This is a genomic window from Seohaeicola saemankumensis (assembly GCF_042678485.1).
Lineage (GTDB): Bacteria > Pseudomonadota > Alphaproteobacteria > Rhodobacterales > Rhodobacteraceae > Seohaeicola > Seohaeicola saemankumensis.
On sequence record NZ_JBHTKR010000001.1, the window covers coordinates 154,511 to 175,169 of the forward strand.

General features: G+C 64.8%; 14 protein-coding genes. 9 read left to right on the forward strand and 5 right to left on the reverse strand.

Features of this window, described 5'->3' with window-relative positions; translation table 11 throughout:
- Positions 1-106: 106 nt before the first annotated feature.
- From ACFQ3C_RS00720 to ACFQ3C_RS00740, 5 genes are all read right to left on the reverse strand, one after another.
- Positions 107-847, reverse strand: coding sequence for a peptidase (locus ACFQ3C_RS00720; protein WP_380788212.1), 741 nt, complete (start codon positions 845-847; stop codon positions 107-109).
- Between the two features lie 30 nt (positions 848-877).
- Positions 878-1,735, reverse strand: coding sequence for a transglutaminase family protein (locus ACFQ3C_RS00725; RefSeq protein ID WP_380788214.1), 858 nt, complete (start codon positions 1,733-1,735; stop codon positions 878-880).
- A 9-nt stretch (positions 1,736-1,744) separates the two neighbouring features.
- Positions 1,745-2,683, reverse strand: a complete 939-nt coding sequence (locus tag ACFQ3C_RS00730; RefSeq protein WP_380788216.1) for an alpha-E domain-containing protein — start codon at positions 2,681-2,683, stop codon at positions 1,745-1,747.
- A gap of 4 nt (positions 2,684-2,687) precedes the next feature.
- Positions 2,688-4,118: a circularly permuted type 2 ATP-grasp protein gene (locus tag ACFQ3C_RS00735; RefSeq protein ID WP_380788218.1), complete on the reverse strand. Its 1,431-nt coding sequence runs from the start codon at positions 4,116-4,118 to the stop codon at positions 2,688-2,690.
- Positions 4,119-4,248: 130 nt separating this feature from the next.
- Positions 4,249-5,022 (reverse strand): DeoR/GlpR family DNA-binding transcription regulator, encoded by a 774-nt coding sequence (locus ACFQ3C_RS00740; RefSeq protein ID WP_380788220.1) that lies wholly within the window; start codon positions 5,020-5,022, stop codon positions 4,249-4,251.
- 214 nt (positions 5,023-5,236) lie between these two features.
- Here ACFQ3C_RS00740 and ACFQ3C_RS00745 point away from each other — a divergent pair, with 214 nt between their 5' ends.
- The 9 genes from ACFQ3C_RS00745 (at position 5,237) to ACFQ3C_RS00785 (ending at position 20,657) form a co-directional block, all read left to right on the forward strand.
- Positions 5,237-7,228 carry a CocE/NonD family hydrolase gene (locus ACFQ3C_RS00745; protein ID WP_380788222.1) on the forward strand — a complete coding sequence of 664 codons (1,992 nt, stop codon included), beginning with the start codon at positions 5,237-5,239 and terminating at the stop codon, positions 7,226-7,228.
- Positions 7,229-7,506: 278 nt separating this feature from the next.
- Positions 7,507-9,111, forward strand: a complete 1,605-nt coding sequence (locus ACFQ3C_RS00750; RefSeq protein ID WP_380788224.1) for an ABC transporter substrate-binding protein — start codon at positions 7,507-7,509, stop codon at positions 9,109-9,111.
- 14 nt (positions 9,112-9,125) lie between these two features.
- On the forward strand, positions 9,126-10,082 hold the full coding sequence (locus ACFQ3C_RS00755) for an ABC transporter permease (protein ID WP_380788226.1): 957 nt from the start codon (positions 9,126-9,128) through the stop codon (positions 10,080-10,082).
- Positions 10,079-10,897 (forward strand): ABC transporter permease, encoded by an 819-nt coding sequence (locus ACFQ3C_RS00760; protein ID WP_380788228.1) that lies wholly within the window; start codon positions 10,079-10,081, stop codon positions 10,895-10,897. The genes ACFQ3C_RS00755 and ACFQ3C_RS00760 overlap by 4 nt, the downstream gene beginning before the upstream one ends.
- Positions 10,890-12,527: an ABC transporter ATP-binding protein gene (locus ACFQ3C_RS00765; protein WP_380788230.1), complete on the forward strand. Its 1,638-nt coding sequence runs from the start codon at positions 10,890-10,892 to the stop codon at positions 12,525-12,527. The genes ACFQ3C_RS00760 and ACFQ3C_RS00765 overlap by 8 nt, the downstream gene beginning before the upstream one ends.
- Positions 12,528-12,653: 126 nt before the next feature.
- Positions 12,654-13,493 (forward strand): alkaline phosphatase family protein, encoded by an 840-nt coding sequence (locus ACFQ3C_RS00770; RefSeq protein WP_380788232.1) that lies wholly within the window; start codon positions 12,654-12,656, stop codon positions 13,491-13,493.
- Positions 13,494-13,693: 200 nt separating this feature from the next.
- On the forward strand, positions 13,694-16,945 hold the full coding sequence (locus ACFQ3C_RS00775) for an Ig-like domain-containing protein (protein ID WP_380788234.1): 3,252 nt from the start codon (positions 13,694-13,696) through the stop codon (positions 16,943-16,945).
- Positions 16,946-17,028: 83 nt separating this feature from the next.
- A complete protein-coding gene (locus tag ACFQ3C_RS00780) occupies positions 17,029-18,393 on the forward strand; it encodes a TolC family protein (protein ID WP_380788236.1) in 1,365 nt (454 codons plus the stop codon).
- A 125-nt stretch (positions 18,394-18,518) separates the two neighbouring features.
- On the forward strand, positions 18,519-20,657 hold the full coding sequence (locus ACFQ3C_RS00785) for an ATP-binding cassette domain-containing protein (protein WP_380789100.1): 2,139 nt from the start codon (positions 18,519-18,521) through the stop codon (positions 20,655-20,657).
- The last annotated feature ends 2 nt before the right edge of the window (positions 20,658-20,659 follow it).

Below are 20,659 nucleotides of genomic sequence, written 5' to 3' on the forward strand. Positions count from 1 at the left end.
ACCAGAAAAGGAAACCGATGCGCCGCGCGCGGTCGCGCCTTGACGCCCCCAGTTGCCCCCAATCGCCCCCAAGTCGCGTCTTGCCGCGCTTTTTCGCGCCAACCCGTCAGTTCGGGTCGAAACTGTAGGCGGGCAGTTTGGAAAACGCCTCGCGCAGGGCGACGCCCCAGCCGCTTGAGATGTCCTGGAAATAGGGGTCGTCCGCCTCGATCCTGAGGGTGCGCCCCTGTTTCAGGCTGTCCTTTTCGTAGATGTGGATATCCAGCGGGGGGCTGACCGAGAGGTTGGCCTTGATCGTGCTGTCAAAGGACACGAGCAGCAGCTTCACCGCCTCTTCGAAGGTCATGTCGGGGTCATAGGCGCGCAGCAGGATGGGGCGGCCGTATTTTGTCTCGCCGATCTGGAAGAAGGGTGTATCGTCGCTGGCTTCGATGAAATTCCCCTCGGGATAGATCAGGAACAGGCGTTGCTTGCCGTTCTTGACCTGGCCGCCCAGCAGAAGCGTCGCGTTGAATGTCGCATCGGCCCGCTGCCCGGTCATCGCATGGGTCGATATCACCTCGCGCAGGGTGTTGCCGATCATTGTCGCCACCTGGAACATGCTGTCGGCGGCCATGATGCTGGGGGCACGGTCTTGCGGGCTTTTGGACCGCTCTTCCAGCAGGCTGACAACGGCCTGCGTCGTGGCAAGGTTGCCGGCCGACAAAAGCGTGATGCAGCGGTCGTCGGGTTCTTCCCAGATCGCCATCTTCCTAAAGGTCGAGATATTGTCGACGCCCGAATTCGTGCGGGTGTCCGAGATGAAGACGATGCCCTTATTGAGGGTAAATCCGACGCAATAGGTCATGGATGACGGTCCGGAAAGGGCGCGCGCGCCTCATGATGATGACTGTTGTTGGGCCTGGCCCGACTGGACCTGTCTTTGATCAGTCTGCCGCGCCACTTGCAAGTGGACATTCATCGCCTCGGTCCCGCTGCCCATGCGGTGACCGTGAATCGGTGCGGCATCGACATAATCCAGCCCCAGGGCGACCCGGACATAGCGGTCATCGGGCGAAATGCCGTTGGATATGTCGAACCCGACCCAGCCCAGCGAATCAAGGCAGATCTCGCACCAGGCGTGGCTTGCCTCCTGCTCGGTCTGACCATCCATCAGCAGGTAGCCTGACACATAACGCGCGGGGTAGCCCATCGCGCGGGCGGCCGCGATCATGATATGGGTATGATCCTGGCACACGCCTTCACCCGCCTCCAGCGCGGCTTCGGCCGTGGTCGATGCATTCGTGCTGCCGGTTCGCCAGGGAACCGTCTGCAGGATCAGCGCCGACAGGCGGTGCATCCGGTCCAGATCGTTCTCGGCCTCCAGCCGGCGGGCCTGGGTCACCAGCTTGCGCAGCAGCGGCCCCGGCGTGGTCGAAGGGGTGGGCGTCTCGTACAGCCAGACCGGCGCCATCGCCGTGTCGGGCCCGATCACACCGGCGCGGTCCTCGGTTTCAACGGTGCCTTCGCAGCGGATCTCGACCGTCACGGCATCACTGTCCACCAGCACCAGATCGACGTGGTTGCCGTGTTGATCCGTGAACCCCAGTTCCTTCTGTCCCCCGGTGATTGTCGTGGTCCAGTCGATCACCTTCTGCCCGCATCCGTTGCGTGGGGTCATGCGAAGTTGCAGCAGCGCATAGTGATCGGGCGTGCCGTAGCTATAGGTGGTGACGTGGCTGATCTTCAGGCGCATGGCGTCCTCCTACCTGTAAAAACTGAAATCCCGCTCGATCTGGTTGGCCAGCGCGGCGGTGTCGCGGATCGACGCATCCAGGAATTCGTGCAGGCCCTCATCGAAGATGGCGGTGATGGGCTGATTGAAGCGCTGACACATCCGGTCGGCCATGTCCTGCGATGGTTGCCTGACGCCGTATTCCCCCTCCAGATGGGCCAGTTGCTCGCGGGTTTTCGAACAGCAAAAGGCCATTGAACGTGGCACCCGGCGGTCCAGGATCAGGAATTGCGCGATGCCCTGCGGTGTCGTCTCGCCGCCATGCAGCCAGCTGAAGGATCGCTCTGCCGAGACCGAGCGCAGGATGTTTTCCCATTGCGCGTTGTCCATGCTGGACCCCACGAAAGAGGCCGAAGGCAGCAGCACATAGTATTTCACATCCAGGATGCGCGCGGTGTTGTCCGATCGTTCCAGGAACGTGCCCATCCGGCAGAAGTTGTAGATCTCGTTCCGCAGCATCGTGCCGTGCAGCGCCCCGCGCACGACGGCGCTGCGGGTGCGGATCGTGGACAGCACTTCGGCCAGCGTGCGTTCGGTCACCGGCCGGCCCAGCACCGCCTTCACCGACATCCAGCATTCGTTGACCGCTTCCCAGACCTCCGAGGACAGCGCGGTCCGGACCAGCCTCGCGTTGGAACGTGCCGCGTTCATCGCCGACATCACGCTTGATGCGTTGTCCGGGTCGCGCAGCAGGTAGTTGATCACATGTGTCGCTTCGAAATCGTCGAATTTCTCGCGGTAGGAGGCGCGCATGCCGGCGGTCGTCACGACCGATTCCCACTCGTTCTCGGCATCGCCCGCGCGCGTCAGCGCGATGCGCCAGCCCGCTTCGACCAGTCGGGCGATGTTTTCGGCGCGTTCAAGGTAGCGGAACATCCAGAACAGCCCGCCTGCGGTTTTTCCCAGCATTGCGTCAGTCCCCCAGAACCCATGTATCCTTGGTCCCGCCCCCCTGGGACGAATTGACCACCAGCGAACCCTCCTTGAGGGCCACGCGCGTCAGCCCGCCCGGCGTGATCTGCACCTTGTTGGGCGAGACAAGCACGAAGGGCCGCAGGTCCACGTGGCGCGGGGCAAGTCCGCGCTTGGTCATGATCGGCACGGTCGACAGCGCCAGCGTCGGCTGGGCGATGTAGTTGCCGGGCCGGGCGCGCAGCTTCTTTTCAAACCGCGCCAGTTCGCGCTTGCTGGCGGCCGGGCCGACCAGCATGCCGTAACCGCCCGAGCCGTGCACCTCCTTGACCACCAGTTCCGACAGGTGGTCCAGCACGTATTTCAGGCTATCGGCGTCGGCGCAGCGCCATGTCGGCACGTTCTGCAGGATCGATTTCTCGCCCGTATAGAATTCCACGATGTCGGGCATGTAGCTGTAAAGCGCCTTGTCATCGGCGATGCCCGTGCCCGGCGCATTGGCCAGCGTGATGCCGCCCGCCCGGTAGACATCCATGATCCCCGGCACCCCCAGAAGAGAGTTGGGATTGAAGTTCAGCGGATCGAGATAATCATCGTCGATCCGGCGATAAAGCACATCGATCGGCTTGTAGCCGCGGGTGGTCCGCATGCAGACGCGACCGCCCTCGATCCGCAGGTCATGGCTTTCGACCAGTTCGGCGCCCATCTGGTCGGCAAGGAAGGCGTGTTCGAAATAGGCCGAGTTGTGGATGCCCGGTGTCAGCACCGCCACCTCGGGCTTGTCGCCGTCAAAGGCGGGGGGCGCGCAATCGGACAGGGACCGGCGCAGGTTCTGCGGATAGCTGGACACCGGCCGCACCTTCAGCCGCGTGAAAAGTTCCGGGAACATCTGCAGCATCGTCTCGCGGTTTTCCAGCATGTAGCTGACACCGGATGGCGTGCGGGCATTGTCCTCCAGCACGTAGAATTCGTTCTCGCCGGTACGCACGAGGTCGGTACCGACGATATGGGTATAGACGCCGCCGGGCGGGTTCACCCCGATCATCTGCGGCAGAAAGGCCTCGTTCCGGGCGATCAGGTCGACGGGCACGCGACCCGCCCGCAGGATTTCCTGGCGGTGATAGATGTCATGCAGGAAAGCGTTGATGGCGCGCACGCGTTGCGCGATGCCTTCCTCCAGCCGCGCCCATTCGCGCGCCGAGATGATGCGCGGCACGACATCGAAGGGGATCAGCCGCTCGTCGGCTTCCTGCTGCCCATAGACATTGAAGGTGATCCCGATGCGGCGGAAAAAGGCCTCGGCCTCTTCCGACTTGCGCCGCAGGTGGCGGATATCCTCGGTCTTGAACCAATCATGATAGCGCGAATAGGGCATCCGGGCCTCACCGGCGCTGTCGAACATCTCGTCAAAGAAACGGCTCTGCTTATCCATGGGACCACGTTAAAGGAGGGAACGCGCTTTGCAAAGGTGGCCTGTCAAATGACTGATCGCCAAACGAAAATCGCAAAAGCGCCCTGATATGGCGCGCAATTCATGGGCGTGTGCCTGTTTATTGTGCATATTATGTCTGGCGGGATCGGCAAACGGTGATTTCCGTGCCCCAATCCGCGCAGGCCCGTGCCAGATCCGGTGGGAAAGGCTGATCGGTATAGACGCGGTCGATCTGGCGCAGCGACCCGATCCGCGCGGGGGCAGCCCGGTGCAGCTTGGAATAGTCGACCACAAGGCAGGTGCGCCGCGCCTGGCGGATGATCGACTGGCTGACGCTGACCTCCTGCACGTCGAAATCCAGCAGATCCCCTTCGATATCCATGGCCGAACAGCCGATCACGGCCAGATCGACCTTGAACTGTTCGATCACGCTGGCGGTCAGCGGCCCGACAAGCCCGCCATCGGCACGGCGCAGTACGCCGCCGGCCAGGATGATCTCGGCCTCGGGGTTGGCGACCAGGATATTGGCCACGTTCATGTTGTTCGTCACGACCATCAGGTTCCTGTGATGCAGCAGTTCGCGCGCCACCGCTTCGGTCGTGGTGCCGATGTTCAGAAAGACCGATGCACCTTCGGGGATGTCCTGCGCGCAGGCCCGCGCGATGGCGGCCTTGGCCTCGGCATTCAGGCGGCGGCGTTCGTCATAGCCGATATTGGTGACACCGGATGGCAGGATGGCCCCGCCATGGACCCGTTCCAGCTTGCCCGCTTCGGCCAGTTCGGTCAGGTCACGCCGGATCGTCTGCACCGTCACGCCAAAGCGTTCGGCCAGCCCTTCGACCGTGACCTTGCCCTCGGTTCGCGCGATTTCGAGGATGTCGGGATGTCGAAATGTCTGGCTCATGGCGGTGCCTCCTCGTGCCGGATGACTATTTTTCAAAACGGCTTGCCGTGCAAGCGGCGCATTGCGTCCGGCCCTGCCGCGCAGCTTTGCGAAAACCGCGCGCCGCCGGTTTCTTCTTGCCCCAAATATCCATCCACCCTGGCCGTCACCTTCGCCGTGCCGCGCGATGCGTGATGGCTTGACAGGCAGCCCCTCTCGCGATGACGCTGCGCGGATGGAACACGCGCTGCGCCCGATCATCGAAACCCCCGACATGCGGATCACGTTGGCCGATGGCTGCGCCCTGTCTGCCCGTGTCTGGATGCCCCAGGATGCCGCGGCCATGCCGGTGCCTGCGGTTCTGGAATTCCTGCCCTATCGCAAGCGCGACGGCACGGCTGCGCGCGATGCGCTGACCCACCCCTGGATGGCGGCGCGCGGCTATGCCTGCACCCGCGTGGACATGCGCGGCAGTGGCGACAGCGACGGGCTGATGGAGGATGAATATTCGCCGCAAGAGCTGTCAGACGCCGTCGAGGTGATCCACTGGCTGGCGGCGCAGCCCTGGTGTTCCGGTTCGGTGGGCATGATGGGGATCAGCTGGGGCGGTTTCAACGCCTTGCAGGTGGCGGCCCTGCAGCCCGCGCCTCTGAAGGCGATCGTCACGCTTTGTTCCACCGTGGACCGGTATGCCGATGACATCCACTACAAGGGCGGCTGCCTGCTGAACGAGAATCTGGGCTGGGGCGCCACGATGTGGGCCTATTCCTCGCGCCCGCCCGATCCTGCGCTGCGGCCAGACTGGCGTGATCTGTGGCTGCGACGGCTGGAGGCCGAGCCGTTCCTGCCCGCGCTCTGGCTGCGCCATCAGCGGCGCGATGCCTATTGGCGTCACGGGTCGGTCTGCGAGGATTTTGCCGCCATCACGGCGGCCACGCTGGCCGTGGGGGGCTGGGGCGACAGCTACAAGAACGCGGTGCCGGCGCTGGTTGGCAATCTCGGCGCCCCGGTCAAGGGGATCGTTGGCCCCTGGGTGCACAAATACCCGCATTTCGCCGTGCCAGAACCCCGGATCGGTTTTCTGCAAGAGGCGCAGCGCTGGTGGGATCGCTGGCTCAAGGGCATCGCCAACGGGGCCGAGGATGATCCCGCCTATCGCCAGTACCTGATGGACGGGGTGCGCCCGGCCACCTGGTATGCCGATCGGCCCGGTCGCTGGCTGGCGGGCGATGGGGCGCCCGCGCCGCTGTGGCGGCTGCATCTGGGGCAGGGGGCATTGGGCGATGCACCCACACCCCTGCAAAGCCTGATCGCAAGCCCGCAACACTGTGGCATGGCGGGCGGCGAATTCTGCGCGATCTGGCTGGGGCCGGAACAGCCCGGCGACCAGCGTGCCGATGATGCGTTCTCAGCCTGTTTCGATACCGCGCCCCTGGTTCAAGATACGGCCGTCACCGGGGCGCCGCGCGTGACCCTGACGCTGTCCGCCGACCGGCCGCAGGCGCAAATCGCGGTCAGGCTGTGTCATGTGCACCCCGATGGCGCCTCGACCCGGATCACATGGGGCGTGCTGAACCTTTCGCATCGCGACAGCCATGCCGATCCCGCGCCGCTTGTGGCGGGCCAGCCTGTCAGCGTGACGCTGGATCTGGATCACATCGCCTATCGCGTGCCGGCCGGCCACAGGCTGCGGCTGGCGGTATCGTCCAGCTACTGGCCCATGATCTGGCCCGCACCCGAGGCGGCGGCGCTGACGCTGACCGCGGGGCATCTGGACCTGCCGGTTCATCCCGATCCCGATGGGGAAGGCTGGGATTTTCCACCCCCCGAGGCGGCCGCACCGCTTGCGGTCGAGGTCCTGCGCGCCGAACATCATGAACGTGAAACCTCGACCGATCTGACGACCGGGGTGGTCAGCCTGCGGATACTGGACGATTTCGGCAAGCGGCGCGATCTGGGCCATGGCCTTGTGTCCGGCGGGATTGCACGGGAATGGTGGGACATCCATCCCGATGACCCGCTGTCGGCACGCGGCCGCACCCACTGGACGATGGAGACCGCGCGAGACGGTATGGTGACCCGCACCGAAACCCATGCCGAGATGTGGTCGGATGCGCGGCAATTCCATCTGAGCGCGCGGATCGAGGCCTGGGAAGGCGAGGGTGCACAGGTCCGGCTGATCCATGCACGTGATCTGCATGAAACTATCGACAGGGATCATGCATAAGTGGTTAGACTGGGCATATCGGATTGCGGATTTCTGTCCCTTTGTCGCCGTGGATGTCGCCTCTGTCATGCATATGTCGCAGTCAGACGCTTTTTTGGTTGAACACTGGGGCGCGATGGGCAAAGTTGACTCGTGAGTCAACAACCCGGAGCAGGCCGGACGCGTCGCAGGGCGACATGGTCGAATGAAGGGGTCCGTCGCAGACGCAAGTCTGCTGCGGGAATAGCAAGGTCAAAAAGGATCGCGTCAAGCGACCGGATGCCAACAGGGAGATGGAAATGACCGGGAAGATCGACAAGAACCATATTGATTACCTCAAGCTGCGCGCGGGTCTTGGCCGCATGTCGCGGCGCGAGTTCATGGGCCGCATGGGCGCATTGGGTGTCAGCGCGGCCATGGCCGGGACATTCTACGCAGAGGCCGTGCATGCGGCAGGCCCGGTCAAGGGCGGCACGCTGCGCATCGGGTCCGTTGGCGGCGAAAGCACCAACTCGCTTGATCCGGCGGTCGCGGCCAGCCAGGTCCCCTATCACAACCTCAACCAGTTCGGTGAATCGCTGGTGAACGTTGACGAGAATGGCGCCCTCGACATGCGCCTTGCGGAATCGGTGGAAGCCTCGGCCGATGCGAAGACCTGGATGTTCAAGATCCGTTCGGGCGTCGAATTCCACAATGGCAAGCCGCTGACCGCAGAAGACGTGATGCGCACGATGGAACGTCACTCGAACGAGGACAGCAAATCGGGCGCGCTGGGCATCATGCGCGGCATCACCTCGATGAAGGTCGAAGGCGACATGTTCATCGTGGGTCTGGATACGCCGAACGCCGACCTTCCCTATCTGATGTCGGATTATCACCTGATGATCCAGCCTGACGGCGGTTTCGACAATCCGGCCGCTGGCATCGGCACCGGCCCCTACATGCTTGAGGCGGACGAGCCGGGCGTGCGTCACCTGTTCAAGAAGAACCCCAACTACTGGGACAGCAGCCGCGGCCATGTGGATGAGGTCGAGATCCTTGTGATCAACGACACCACCGCGCGGATGGGCGCGCTGCAATCCGGCCAGGTGCATATCGTAAACCGGGTCGATCCCAAGGTCGCGGCCCTGCTGGACCGTGCGCCGGGCCTGTCGGTCAAGAACGTGGGTGGCCCCGGCCATTACGTCTTCATCATGCATTGCGATACCGAGCCCTTCGCCAACAATGACCTGCGCCTGGCGCTGAAATACGCGATCGACCGCAAGGATATCGTGGACAAGGTGCTGCGCGGCTACGGGTCGGTGGGCAATGACATGCCGATCAACGGGGCCTACCCGCTGTTCGACGAGTCCATCCCGCAGCGTGAATACGATCCCGAAAAGGCGGCCGAGCATTACGCCAAGTCCGGCCATGACGGCAGCCCGATCGTGCTGCGCGTGTCCGACGTGGCCTTCCCCGGCGCGGTCGAGGCGGCGCAGCTGTTCCAGCAGACGGCCAATGCGGCCGGCATTCCGCTGGAGCTGAAGCGCGAGCCGGGCGATGGCTACTGGTCCGAAGTGTGGAACGTGCAGCCCTTCTGCGCCTCCTACTGGGGCGGGCGTCCGGTGCAGGACCAGATGTATTCGACGGCCTATATGTCGAGCGCGGACTGGAACGACACCCGCTTCAAGCGCGAGGATTTCGACGCCAAGCTGCTTCAGGCGCGCGGCGAGCTGGACCTTGCCAAGCGCAAGGCGCTTTACAGCGAGATGGGCATGATGGTCCGCGACGAGGGTGGCCTGATCTGCCCGATGTTCAACGACTTCGTCGAAGGCGTCAGCGACAAGGTGCAGGGCTGGGTGTCCGACCCCACCGGCGAGCTGATGTCGGGCATCGCCTCGCACCGGGTCTGGTTGTCGGCCTGAGCGGGGCCTGCTGAATGCACCCGATCCTGATACTGGTGTCCCAGCGCATTGCGCTGGGCCTCCTGCTGCTTTTCGCGGCCTCGGTGCTGATCTTCGCGGGCACGATGATCCTGCCGGGCGATGTGGCGCAATCCATCCTTGGCCAGTCCGCCACACCCGAGGCGCTGGCCAACCTGCGCGCCGAGCTGGGGTTGAACGATCCGCCCGTGACGCGGTATTTTGCCTGGCTCTTCGGCGCGATGCAGGGCGATCTGGGCACGGCGCTGACCAATGGTCAGGACATCGCGTCCTCGCTGGGTCGCAGGCTTGAAAACACGCTGTTCCTGGCCTTCTGCGCCGCGATCGTCGCGGTGCCGCTTGCCATATTCCTTGGCCTGCTGGCCGTGCGTTACCGCAATCGCTGGCCGGACAAGCTGATTTCGGGCGTCACGCTGGCCTCGATCTCGATCCCCGAATTCCTGATCGGTTACCTGCTGGTCTATTTCGTGGCCGTGAAGCTGGGCCTTTTCTCATCGGTGTCGATGATCAACGACAGCATGAGCCTGGGTGACAAGCTCAGCGCGATTGCCTTGCCGGTTGCCGTTCTGGTGCTGGTGGTGCTGGCGCATATGATGCGGATGACACGCGCCGCGATCCTGAACGTGATGCAATCGGCCTATATCGAGACCGCCGAACTCAAGGGCCTGTCGGGCTTCAACGTGATCTTCCGCCATGCCTTTCCCAATGCCATCGCCCCCATCGTCAACGTGGTGATGCTGAACCTGGCCTATCTTGTCGTGGGCGTCGTCGTGGTCGAGGTGGTGTTCGTCTATCCCGGCATGGGGCAATACCTGGTCGATCACGTGTCCAAGCGGGATGTGCCGGTCGTGCAGGCCTGCGGGCTTGTCTTTGCGGCGGTCTATATCGGCCTCAACATGGTGGCCGATATCGTGGCGATCCTGTCCAACCCCAGACTGAGGCATCCGAAATGACCCGGATCCCGTTTTCCGCCCTGATCGGGCTGATCTTCACCGGCGCCTATTTCTTCGTGGCGCTTTTTGCCCCGTTCATCGCGCCCTATGGCATGGCCGAAGCCGTGGGCGACGTGTGGGAGCCGATGTCGCGCACGCATCTGCTGGGGACCGACAGCATCGGGCGCGACCTGCTGACGCGCATGATCTATGGTGGCCGCACCACGATCTTCATCGCGACGATGGCAACGCTGCTGTCCTTCACGACGGGGGCCGTGCTGGGGTTCCTGGCCGCCGTGATCGGCGGCTGGATCGATCAGGCGCTGTCGCGCTTCGTCGATCTGATGATGGCGATCCCCTCGCTGATTTTCGCGCTGGTGGTTCTGTCGGTCATGCCCGTCACGATCCCCGTGCTGATCATGGTCATGGGCTTGCTGGATTCGACCCGCGTTTACCGCCTGGCCCGCGCCGTGGCCGTGGATATCAACGTGATGGACTATGTCGAGGCCGCGCGCCTGCGCGGCGAGGGGCGTGCCTGGATCATCTTCCGCGAGATCCTGCCCAATGCCCTGTCGCCGCTGGTGGCCGAAATGGGCCTGCGGTTCATCTTCATGGTGCTTTTTGTCTCGACGCTCTCGTTCCTGGGGTTGGGGGTGCAGCCGCCCAATGCCGACTGGGGCGGGATCGTGAAGGAGAACAAGGAAGGCATCGTCTATGGCATCCCCGCGGCCCTCGTGCCTGCCTTTGCCATCGCCACGCTGGCGATTTCGGTCAACCTTGTGGCGGATTGGGTTCTCAACCGGACGACAAGTCTGAAAGGGGGGCGTGGTGGCTGATCCATTGCTCAAGGTCACGGATCTCAGGATCGAGGCGACAGCCTATCCACCCGGTGAACCGCCCCAGGACATCACCATCGTTGACGGCGTATCCTTCGCGCTGGACAAGGGGCGCGTGCTGGGCCTGATCGGTGAAAGCGGCGCGGGCAAGTCCACCATCGGTCTGTCGGCCATGGCCTACGGGCGCGGCGGTGTGCGGATCACCGGTGGCCAGGTCCAGGTGAACGGCCGCGATATCCTGCAACTGGGCGTGCGGGGCCTGCGGGCCCTGCGCGGGGCCGAGGTGACATATGTGGCGCAATCCGCCGCCGCCGCCTTCAACCCGGCCAAGCGCATCATGGAACAGGTGATCGAGGCGACGCTGGAACATGGCCGCGCCGGCCGGTCCGAGGCCGAGGCACGCGCCGTCAGGCTGTTCGCAACGCTGGGCCTGCCCGATCCCGAGACCTTCGGCAATCGCTACCCGCACCAGGTCTCGGGCGGGCAGTTGCAGCGCGCGATGACGGCGCTGGCGCTTTGCCCGCAGCCGGACCTTGTGATCTTCGACGAGCCGACCACAGCGCTGGATGTGACCACGCAGATCGACGTGCTGGCCGCGATCAAGGATGCGATCCGCGAAACCGGGGTCGCCGCGCTCTACATCACCCATGACCTGGCCGTGGTGGCGCAGGTCAGCGACGATATCATGGTGCTCAAGGGCGGGCATATGGTCGAATACGGCACGACAGAGCAGATCATCACCGCCCCGCGCGAGGATTATACCCGCGCGCTGGTATCGGTCCGTTCGATCGAGCACGAGGAAAAGCAGCCGTCGGACGATCCGGTGCTGCGGGTGGAGCATGTGACGGCGCGCTATCGGGGCACGGATTTCGATGTGCTGCACGATGTGAATGTCGAGGTGCATCGCGGCCAGACCCTGGCCGTGGTGGGCGAAAGCGGATCGGGAAAATCGACGCTGGCGCGCGTCATCACCGGGCTGCTGCCGCCGTCCGAAGGGCAGATCACCTTCGCCGACCGCCCGCTTTCGGCCGCGCTTGCGGGCCGGTCGCGCGAGGATCTGCGCGAGGTGCAGATGATCTACCAGATGGCGGATGTGGCGATGAACCCGCGCCAGACGGTCGGCACCATCATCGGGCGCCCGCTGGAGTTCTATTTCGGCCTGAAAGGTGCTGAAAAACAGGCCCGCGTGGCGGAACTGCTGGATGCGATCGAGATGGGCAAGGGGTTCATCGACCGCTACCCGGCGGAGCTGTCGGGCGGCCAGAAGCAGCGTGTCTGCATCGCCCGCGCGCTGGCCGCCAACCCGCGGCTGATCATCTGCGACGAGGTGACATCGGCGCTGGATCCGCTGGTGGCGGATGGTATCCTCAAGCTGCTGCTGGAGCTGCAGAAATCCAAAGACGTGGCCTATCTTTTCATTACCCATGACCTGGCCACCGTGCGCGCCATCGCCGACAGCATCGCCGTGATGTATCGCGGCCGCGTCGTCCGCTATGGCCCGAAAAGCCAGGTCCTGGCGCCACCTTTCGACGATTACACGGATCTTCTGCTGTCTTCGGTGCCGGAAATGGAACTGGGCTGGCTTGAGAAGGTCATCGCGCATCGCAAGATGGAAAGCGCGGGACATTAGAATTCCGCCTCCGGCGGGGATATTTGCGGCAAGAAGAAACGGGGTGTTGCGTTCTTCTTGCCCGAAATATCCCCGCCGGAGGCCTCAACACCCGCCGCCGCCGCGCGGCCTGCAAGAGAAAATCCCATGAACAACAAGCTGCTTTTGATCATTCTCGATGGCGTGCCGCTGCGGAACTGGCGCCGGCTTTTCGGCAATCTTGAAGGTTGGGTCGAAGCCGGGCAGGCGCAGACCTGGGTCATGCGGTCGGTGCTGCCCTCGATTTCGGCCAGTTGCTATGCCTCGATCCATACGGGCGTGACCCCGCAGGATCATGGCTGCACCGGCAATGGCAACGTGTTCCGGCTGTCACATCCGGACGTGTTTTCCCAGGTGCGCGCCGGTGGCGGTGTCACGGGGGCGGTGACCCATTCCTTCTGGTCCGAGTTCTTCAACCGTGCGCCTTTCGATCTGGTGCGCGATATCGAATATGACGAGCCCGACAGCGCCACGATCAACCACGGCCGCTTTCACACGATGACGGGCTATGGGCTGATCAACCAGATGACACCCTCGGATGTGGATCTTTTCGCCACGCTCAGCATGCTGTGCGGGCGCTACGATCTGAACTATGGCATCCTGCATACCTGCACGCTGGACAGCATGGGGCACCGCTTCTACCACGACTGCCAGGAGATGGATCACGCCTGCGCGGTCATGGACGAGATGCTGGCCCCCTTCATCCCGAAATGGCTGGCCATGGGCTATGAGGTGATCGTGACCGCCGATCACGGGCAGGACGAACGCGGCCATCATGGGGGCAACAGCGACTTGCAACGGGATGTGGCGCTTTACTATTTCGGCCCGGCGCGGGGGCCTGCGCCCGATACCGTGCTGGACCAGCTGCAACTGGCGCCGACGATCCTGTCGCGCCTTGGCGCGCCGATCCCGGCCACGATGCGCGCGGCGCCCTTTCTTGAGGGCTGAAGGGCAGGAATGATCCTGCGCCCTGCCGTGGCGGTACCACACCGTGGCGCCACAATATCTGGGGCCGTGCAGCCGATTTGGGGCTTGTGCGGAAAAAGACTCTAGCAAGAAGGTGCCGAAACGCCTATGCTGAAGGGTAAGTAAGTTCAAAGCCGGGTCAACCGGCGGTTAACGAGTAGAGCGGTGATATCATGAAGGCAATGGATTTTGTCGTGCGTCCGGCCATGGGCGCAACGCGGCGCGGCAGATTGGATGCGGACTCCACCACATCGGTGATAGACGTATCGGCAGGCGCAGAGGTTTCTTTCAACATCAGGCAGTTCGAGCTCAAGGCCTATGACAAGGTCGGATCGGATCTGCATGTCTCGCTGGCTGATGGCCGGGTGATCGTCCTCAAGGGTTATTTCGGCGAGGACGAGAGCGCTGTGGCGCGCCTGTTCATCAGCGCCGACGGCTACCTGAGCGAGGTCATCCTGCGCGAGGGGGCGGACGGTGTGCTTTATGCACAATACGGGCCCACGGAAGCCTGGGGCAAATGGAGCCCGCATGAGGATCTGGTGTTTCTGAACGACGACGAGATCCTGGCGCCGTTGGGTGTTGATGACGAGGGTGGCGACAACGAGGTCAGCATGCTTGGGGCCGGGCTGCTGCTGGGCGGTGGCGGTCTTGGTGCGGCAGGTGGCGTGGCCGCGCTGGCGGCGGGATCCGTTGCCGCAGGGGCACTGCTTGGCAATGGCGATGCGCCGCAACCCGGGCCGCGACCCGTACCGGCCCAGCCGGATGTGCCGGTGGAGCAGATACCCTCCGGCCCGCGTCTGCCCACGGTCAATGAGCGTGATCCGATCGTCCGGGGCGGCGCCGACACTCCGAGCATCGGCATCAGCGGCACCGCCGATCCCGCCGCCCAGGTCGAGGTCACGATTGGCGACAAGGTCGTCGTCACCCGCCCTGATCAGAATGGAAACTGGCAGGTGGTCTTTGAGGGTGACAACTTTCCCCGCGACGGCACCTATCCTGTCGACGTCGAGGTCACGCAACCCGGTGGCGGCAAGATCGACCTGACGGGCCCCTCGGTCGTCATCGACACCACCCCGCCGGAGCTGCGCTTTACCGAAGGCACGGTGTCTGCCGGGCATGTCGTGAATGCCGACAATCACCGCGACGGGGTGGAAATTTCGGGGACAAGCGAAGCAGATGCCCGGATCGCGGTAACGATCGGCAATGTGACCCATGAGGAGACGGCCAATGGACAGGGGCAATGGTCTGTCCGCTTCACGCCTGCGGAATTGCCCGAGGGCGACTATACCCGGGATGTGACTGTCACCGCGACGGATGGCTACGGCAACAGTGCAAGTTTCCGCGATACGGTCAGGGTCGATACGATCCCCGATCCGATCGTGATCCAGTCCTGGCTTGTCGCGGGCGATGGCGTGGTCAACCGCGCCGAGGCGGCGGGCGATCTGATCGTGACCGGCACATCGACACCCGGAAACACGCTGACCCTGGCGCTGTTCAACGGCACCTCGACGATCACGCGCAGCGTGCCCGTGCAAGGCGACGGGACATGGCGGGTTACCTATCCGGCCGGATCGGGCGAGCATGAAGCGACCCTGACCGCCACCACGTCGGATCATGCGGGCAATATCGGGCGGGCGACGGCGGCGATCCGCGTGGATACGCTGCATCACCTGACGATCGACGCCGCCCCGCTTGGCACGAACAATGTGATCAATGCCGATGCGGCCGACGCCGGCGTGATGTTGCGCGGCACCACGCAGCCCGGCTCTCGGGTCGAGGTCCGGTTCGGGTCGATCACGCGCCAGGCCGTTGTGGCGGATGATGGCACATGGTCGGCGCGTTTTGCGGGCAGTGATTTCGCCCGCGACGAATATGATGCGACCTTCAACGTCACGGCACGCGACGCGGCCGGCAACGTGGATATGGCAAGCCGGACCGTGCGGGTCGATACGGTTGTCGATGTGACCATCGACGACGGGATCGGGCGCGACGGTCTGATCAACGATGCCGTGCGCCAGGCAGGCGTGCGGATTACCGGCACCACCGATCCGGGCGCCGAGGTCTGGGTAAAGGTCGGCGATGTCACAAAACAGGCCGAGGTGGATGGCGCGGGCCTGTGGCGCGTGCGCTTCGAGACGGCCGACCTGCCTGAAGGACAGGGGAGTCTTGCGGTGTCGGCCACGGCGACGGATGCCGCGCGCAACAGCAACAGCGCCAACCGTACCGTCACGCTGGACACCGAGGTGCGCGATTTCAACTGGACCTCGACGGGTGTGGCGGCTGATGGCGTGATCAATGGCGATGATGCGGGTGATGGTCTGTTCGTCACGGGCCAGGTCGAGCCGGGATCGCGTGTCATGGTTACGCTGGACGGGGTCGAACACGAGGCCCGCGTGCTTGGCGATGGCCGCTGGAGTGTGCGTTTCAGCCCCTCGGAGATCCGCAGCGGCGAATATGTCACCGAATTGCGCGCCGTTGCCACGGACCGCGCCCAGAACGTCGACGAGATCCGGCAATCCGTCAGGGTTGACACAAGGCTGAACCTTCTGGAACTGGCCGGGCCCGTAACCGGGGACAACACCATCAATTTCGACGAGGCGCGGGACGGTTTTGCCGTCACCGGACGGGTCGAGGCATTGCCGGGGGTTACCCAGCGGTCCACGGTTCAGGTCGAATTCCAGGGGCAATTCTACCAGGCCAGCGTCGATGCCGCGGGCAACTGGCGTGCCTTCATTCCCGGCGCGGACGTGCCGCAGGGCAATCACGTGCTGGACATGGTCGTGCATGCACGCGATGCGGCCGGCAACGAGGGCCGCCTGACGCAAGTGCTGACCATCGACACGGACATGCCCACGAACCCGATCGTGGCCTCGTATACCCGCGATGCCGCCGGGATACGCAGCGTGTCGATCGAGTTGACGGGGGACCAGATCACCCTGACCGAAATCGAGGCCGATGGTGACATGACCCCGGTGGAAAACGTGGCGATGGCAATCGCGCCCTTGGGTGAAACGCTGCACAGTTTCGGACATGTCGCGCCGGGTGGCGGCTTTGTCGGCGATCACCTGCCTGACGGCTCGAACCTTCTGATCACCGCGACCGACACGGCGGGCAATGCCAGCGGCACGTTCCTTGCCTTTGACGCCTTGTCCACATCCGTCATCGACCTTTCGGGGCCGATTGCGGCCGGCTCGCGCATTGACGCGATCGATCTGACCTTTGCCGAGGATAGCACCCTGACCCTGACCGAGGCGCAGATCCTTGCGCTCTCGCCGGATCAGCGCAGCCTGACCATCCATGGCGGAAGCGATGACAGCGTCACGCTGACAGGCGCGCTGCGCGATGGAACCGAGGTTGTCGAAGGGCGCAATTACGCGGTCTATTCCATGGGTGAGGCGCGCGTGATCGTGGACGAGGATGTGAGGATCTTCTGAGAAAGGTCACAGGGACGGACAGGCGCGCGGCCGTGCACAGGATGGCCGCGCCAACAGAACAGGCACCGCAACAAGGGGCTGGCATGAGGCAGGGCGATCGAAAATGCAGTTCAGGCCGCAAGGCCGGGCCCTATCTGGCCTGCGCGGCCCTGTTGGTTCTGCCAGGATGCCTGCCAGGCATGGACGGGACCGGGGTCAGCCGCATGCTGATGCCGGACACCTCCGTTGTGGCCGAAGGGCTTGATCCGGGTGACACGGGGCAGGCGGGGGCAGAGGCGTCGGAGCTGCTGAACGATCTGATGGGGCGGCGCAGCGCTCTGCCCGACGGGTCGGTGATGGACAGCGTGGCGGGGGCGGTTCTTGCCGCAGACAGCCGTCCGGCCGCCGCGGCCTTGCGCAGCGCAAGATTGCGCGCGCGGGCCCAGTCGCGCAACTGGCTGCCCAGTATCGGGCCGCAGGTCAGCCTCAGCAGCCTTGGCTCCGTCGTGGCCATGCTGGTGGTGGAACAGGTCATCTTCGACAATGGGCGCAAGAAGGCGGAACGCGATTTCGCCAAGGCAGATGTCGAAGTTGCCGCCGTGACATTGGTGCAGGACAGCAATGCGCGCGTTCTGGCCGCGCTGACGCTTTATCTGGCGGCGCGTGAGGCGCGCGACAAGGCCGCGCTGGCGCGGGCTGCGGAACGGGACATGGCGCATTTCGAATGGATCATGTCCGAACGCGTGGCTGGCGGCATCTCGGATCAGTCCGACCTGCAGGTGCTGCGCCAGAAGCTGGCCGAGATCCGGTCGACCGTGCAGCGCGAAGACGAGGCCGCGGGCGCGGCCCTGGCGGAACTTTCAGCCATGGGGGTTGATCCGGCCCTGCTGGACGGCGCCGCCATGTCGCGCGGCGGTCTTGCGTCGCTGCGTCTGCCCGATCCTGCCCCGGTGCCGCTGCCTGTGCGGATGGCCGAGGCCGAACAGGAACGCGCCATGGCGCGCGCCAGGATCGACAGGGCCGGATTTCTGCCCACGCTCAGCGCCAATGCAGCGCTGGGGCGCGGCGCGCCCGACCCCACGCTGGATATCCGCACAGCGCGCCCGCTGGGGTTCGGCACTGGCGACGACATGCGCGCCATCGAGGCCGCGACCGAAGGCGAGCGGCGCAAGGTGGCCCAGGCCCGCGAAGAGACGGAACGGCGGCTGCGCCGCTTGCAACAGGAACGCGGGGCACTGGCGCGGCAGGCGCAGGAAGGTGCGGAACTGACCAGCCGGGCCAAGGCCAATCTCGATCTTTTCCAGGCGCAATACGATGCAGGCCAGCGGCAGGTCATGGATGTGGTCGGCCTCTACGAGCAGTTTGCGCGACAGCAGCAGGAGGCGGCAGCGCTGGTCTATCGCGCCATGCAGGCCGAGTTGCAGATCGCGGCCGAACTGGGCCTTCTTGCTGACGGGGACAAGCTGTGAGCGGGGCCACGAAACCCCGGCAGCCCGATCCGGCAGCCCAGGCTGAACCTGCCGGGCAGGCGGGGGCGCCGCGCGCGCGCCTGCAAACCGTGCCTGATCCGCGCCCGACCGCTGTCGATCCGACCATGGCAATGATCGATCCGCAGATCAGGGAACTGGCAAGCCTTATTGTGGCGCATGCGGGTGTTCTGGGACGCAGCCTGCCGCGCCGCGATGCGATCGAGGCGCTGATGGCCGCAGATGCCGCAGATGCCGCAGCGGGTCAGCCCGATGCCTTTGGCCCTTGCTACGCGATCTGCGGTCTGGCCGCGCAGGAACGTCGCGTGACGGTCCTGACGCCCGATCTGTGGCCCGCGCTGGCGCGGATGCGGGGCGGGCAATGGGTTCTGGTACTGGATCAGGCGGGCGATGGCGCGCAGGGCGCGATCACGATCTACGACGCGACCAGCCCGGACAAGCGCCTTGAGGTGTCTGTGTCAGAGGTCCTGCCGCATTTTGCCGGGATCATCGTCCAGGCCGAAGCGCCGGTTGCGGGGCTGGCGCAGGTTCATGTGGCGCCCCCGGCGGCGGCGCATTGGTTCTGGGGCGAGTTCGCTGCCCTGCGGCGGCCCTTCGCGGATGTGATGCTGGGCTCTTTCGTGGCCAACCTGCTGGCGGTGGCGGTCGCGCTGTTCTCGCTTCAGGTCTATGATCGGGTCATCCCGCACCAGTCGCAGGCGACATTATGGGTGCTGGCCGGCGGCGCGGTGCTGGCGCTTCTGATGGAGGCGGCGCTGAAGGCGGCAAGGGCGCAGCTGATGGACGGGGCGGGCCGGCAGATCGAACTGGCCGTCCAGATGCGGCTGATGGATCGCATCCTGGGGGCAAGGTCCGACATCTCGGGGCGCAGCCCCTCGCAGATATTCAGCGCGATGCGCGATTTCGGCTCGGTGCGGGAATTCTTCACCACCGCGACGGTCGGCACGCTGGCGGATATTCCCTTTGTCTTCGTGTTCCTGCTGCTGGTCGCCTCGATCGGGGGCAACGTGGTCTGGGTTCTGGTGCTGGGCGGGCTGCTGATGGTCCTGCCCGGTTTCCTGATGCAGCGCCGCATGATGCGCCTGACCGAAGAGGGGCAAGGCGCCTCGGTCCGGGCGGCGCGGCTTCTGCAGGAAGTCATCTACGAGCATGAGACGGTCAAGACCCTGCGCGGCGAGGACCGGATGCGCCGGCTCTGGTCCGAGCTGACGACACTGTCGGCCGTGACGTCATCCGAGCAGCGCAAGCTGGCCTCGGCGCTGACGATCTGGGCGCAGGGTGTGCAGCAGGCCACCTATGTGGTGGCGGTCGTGGTGGGGGCCTATCTGGTCTTTGCTGGACAGTTCACCGTGGGGTCGATCATCGCCGTCGGGATCCTGACAGGCCGGACGCTGGCGCCGCTGTCGCAACTGGCCAGCACCATGGCGCGCTGGGGCAATGTGCGTACGGCGCTGGACGCGCTGGATGACATCGCCCATGCGCCGCAGGATCATGAAACGGGGCGCAGCTATCTGCGCCGCGACGGTCTTGACGGTCACTATGCGCTGCGCGAGATCCAGTTCCGCTACAGCGACGATGCGGCAACCGTGCTTGATGTTCCGGCCCTTGCTATCCTGCCGGGCCAGCGTGTCGCGGTCCTGGGCGCCAACGGGTCGGGCAAATCCACGCTGCTGCGGCTGCTGTCCGGGCTGCATGCCCCCTCGCGGGGGCGCATCCTGGTGGACGGGACGGAGATGGGCCAGATCGAACCGCGCGACCTGCGCCGCGCCATCGGATACCTTGGGCAGGATGTCCGCCTGTTCGCCGGCGGCCTGCGCGACAACCTGACCTTCAGCCTTCTGGAGCGCGATGATGATCGCCTGATGCAGGCGCTGGATTTCGCGGGGCTGGGTCCTTTCGTCAAGGCGCATCCGCGCGGGCTGGACCTGCAACTGGGCGATGCCGGCGCGGGGCTGTCCGTAGGGCAGCGCCAGTCGCTTGGCTGGGCGCGGCTGTGGCTTCAGAACCCCTCGGTCTGCCTGCTGGATGAGCCCACCGCCGCGCTGGATCAGCGGCTTGAGGCGACGCTGATCAGCCGCCTCGAGGGCTGGCTTGAGGGGCGCACGGTCGTGATCGCAACCCATCGCATGCCGATCCTGTCGCTGACAGATCGGGTGATGGTGCTGCAAAACGGGCGCATGGCGGTCGATGGGCCGCGCGAACAGGTGCTGGCGCATCTGGCAACCCCCGCGGGCGGAGGACTGTAAGG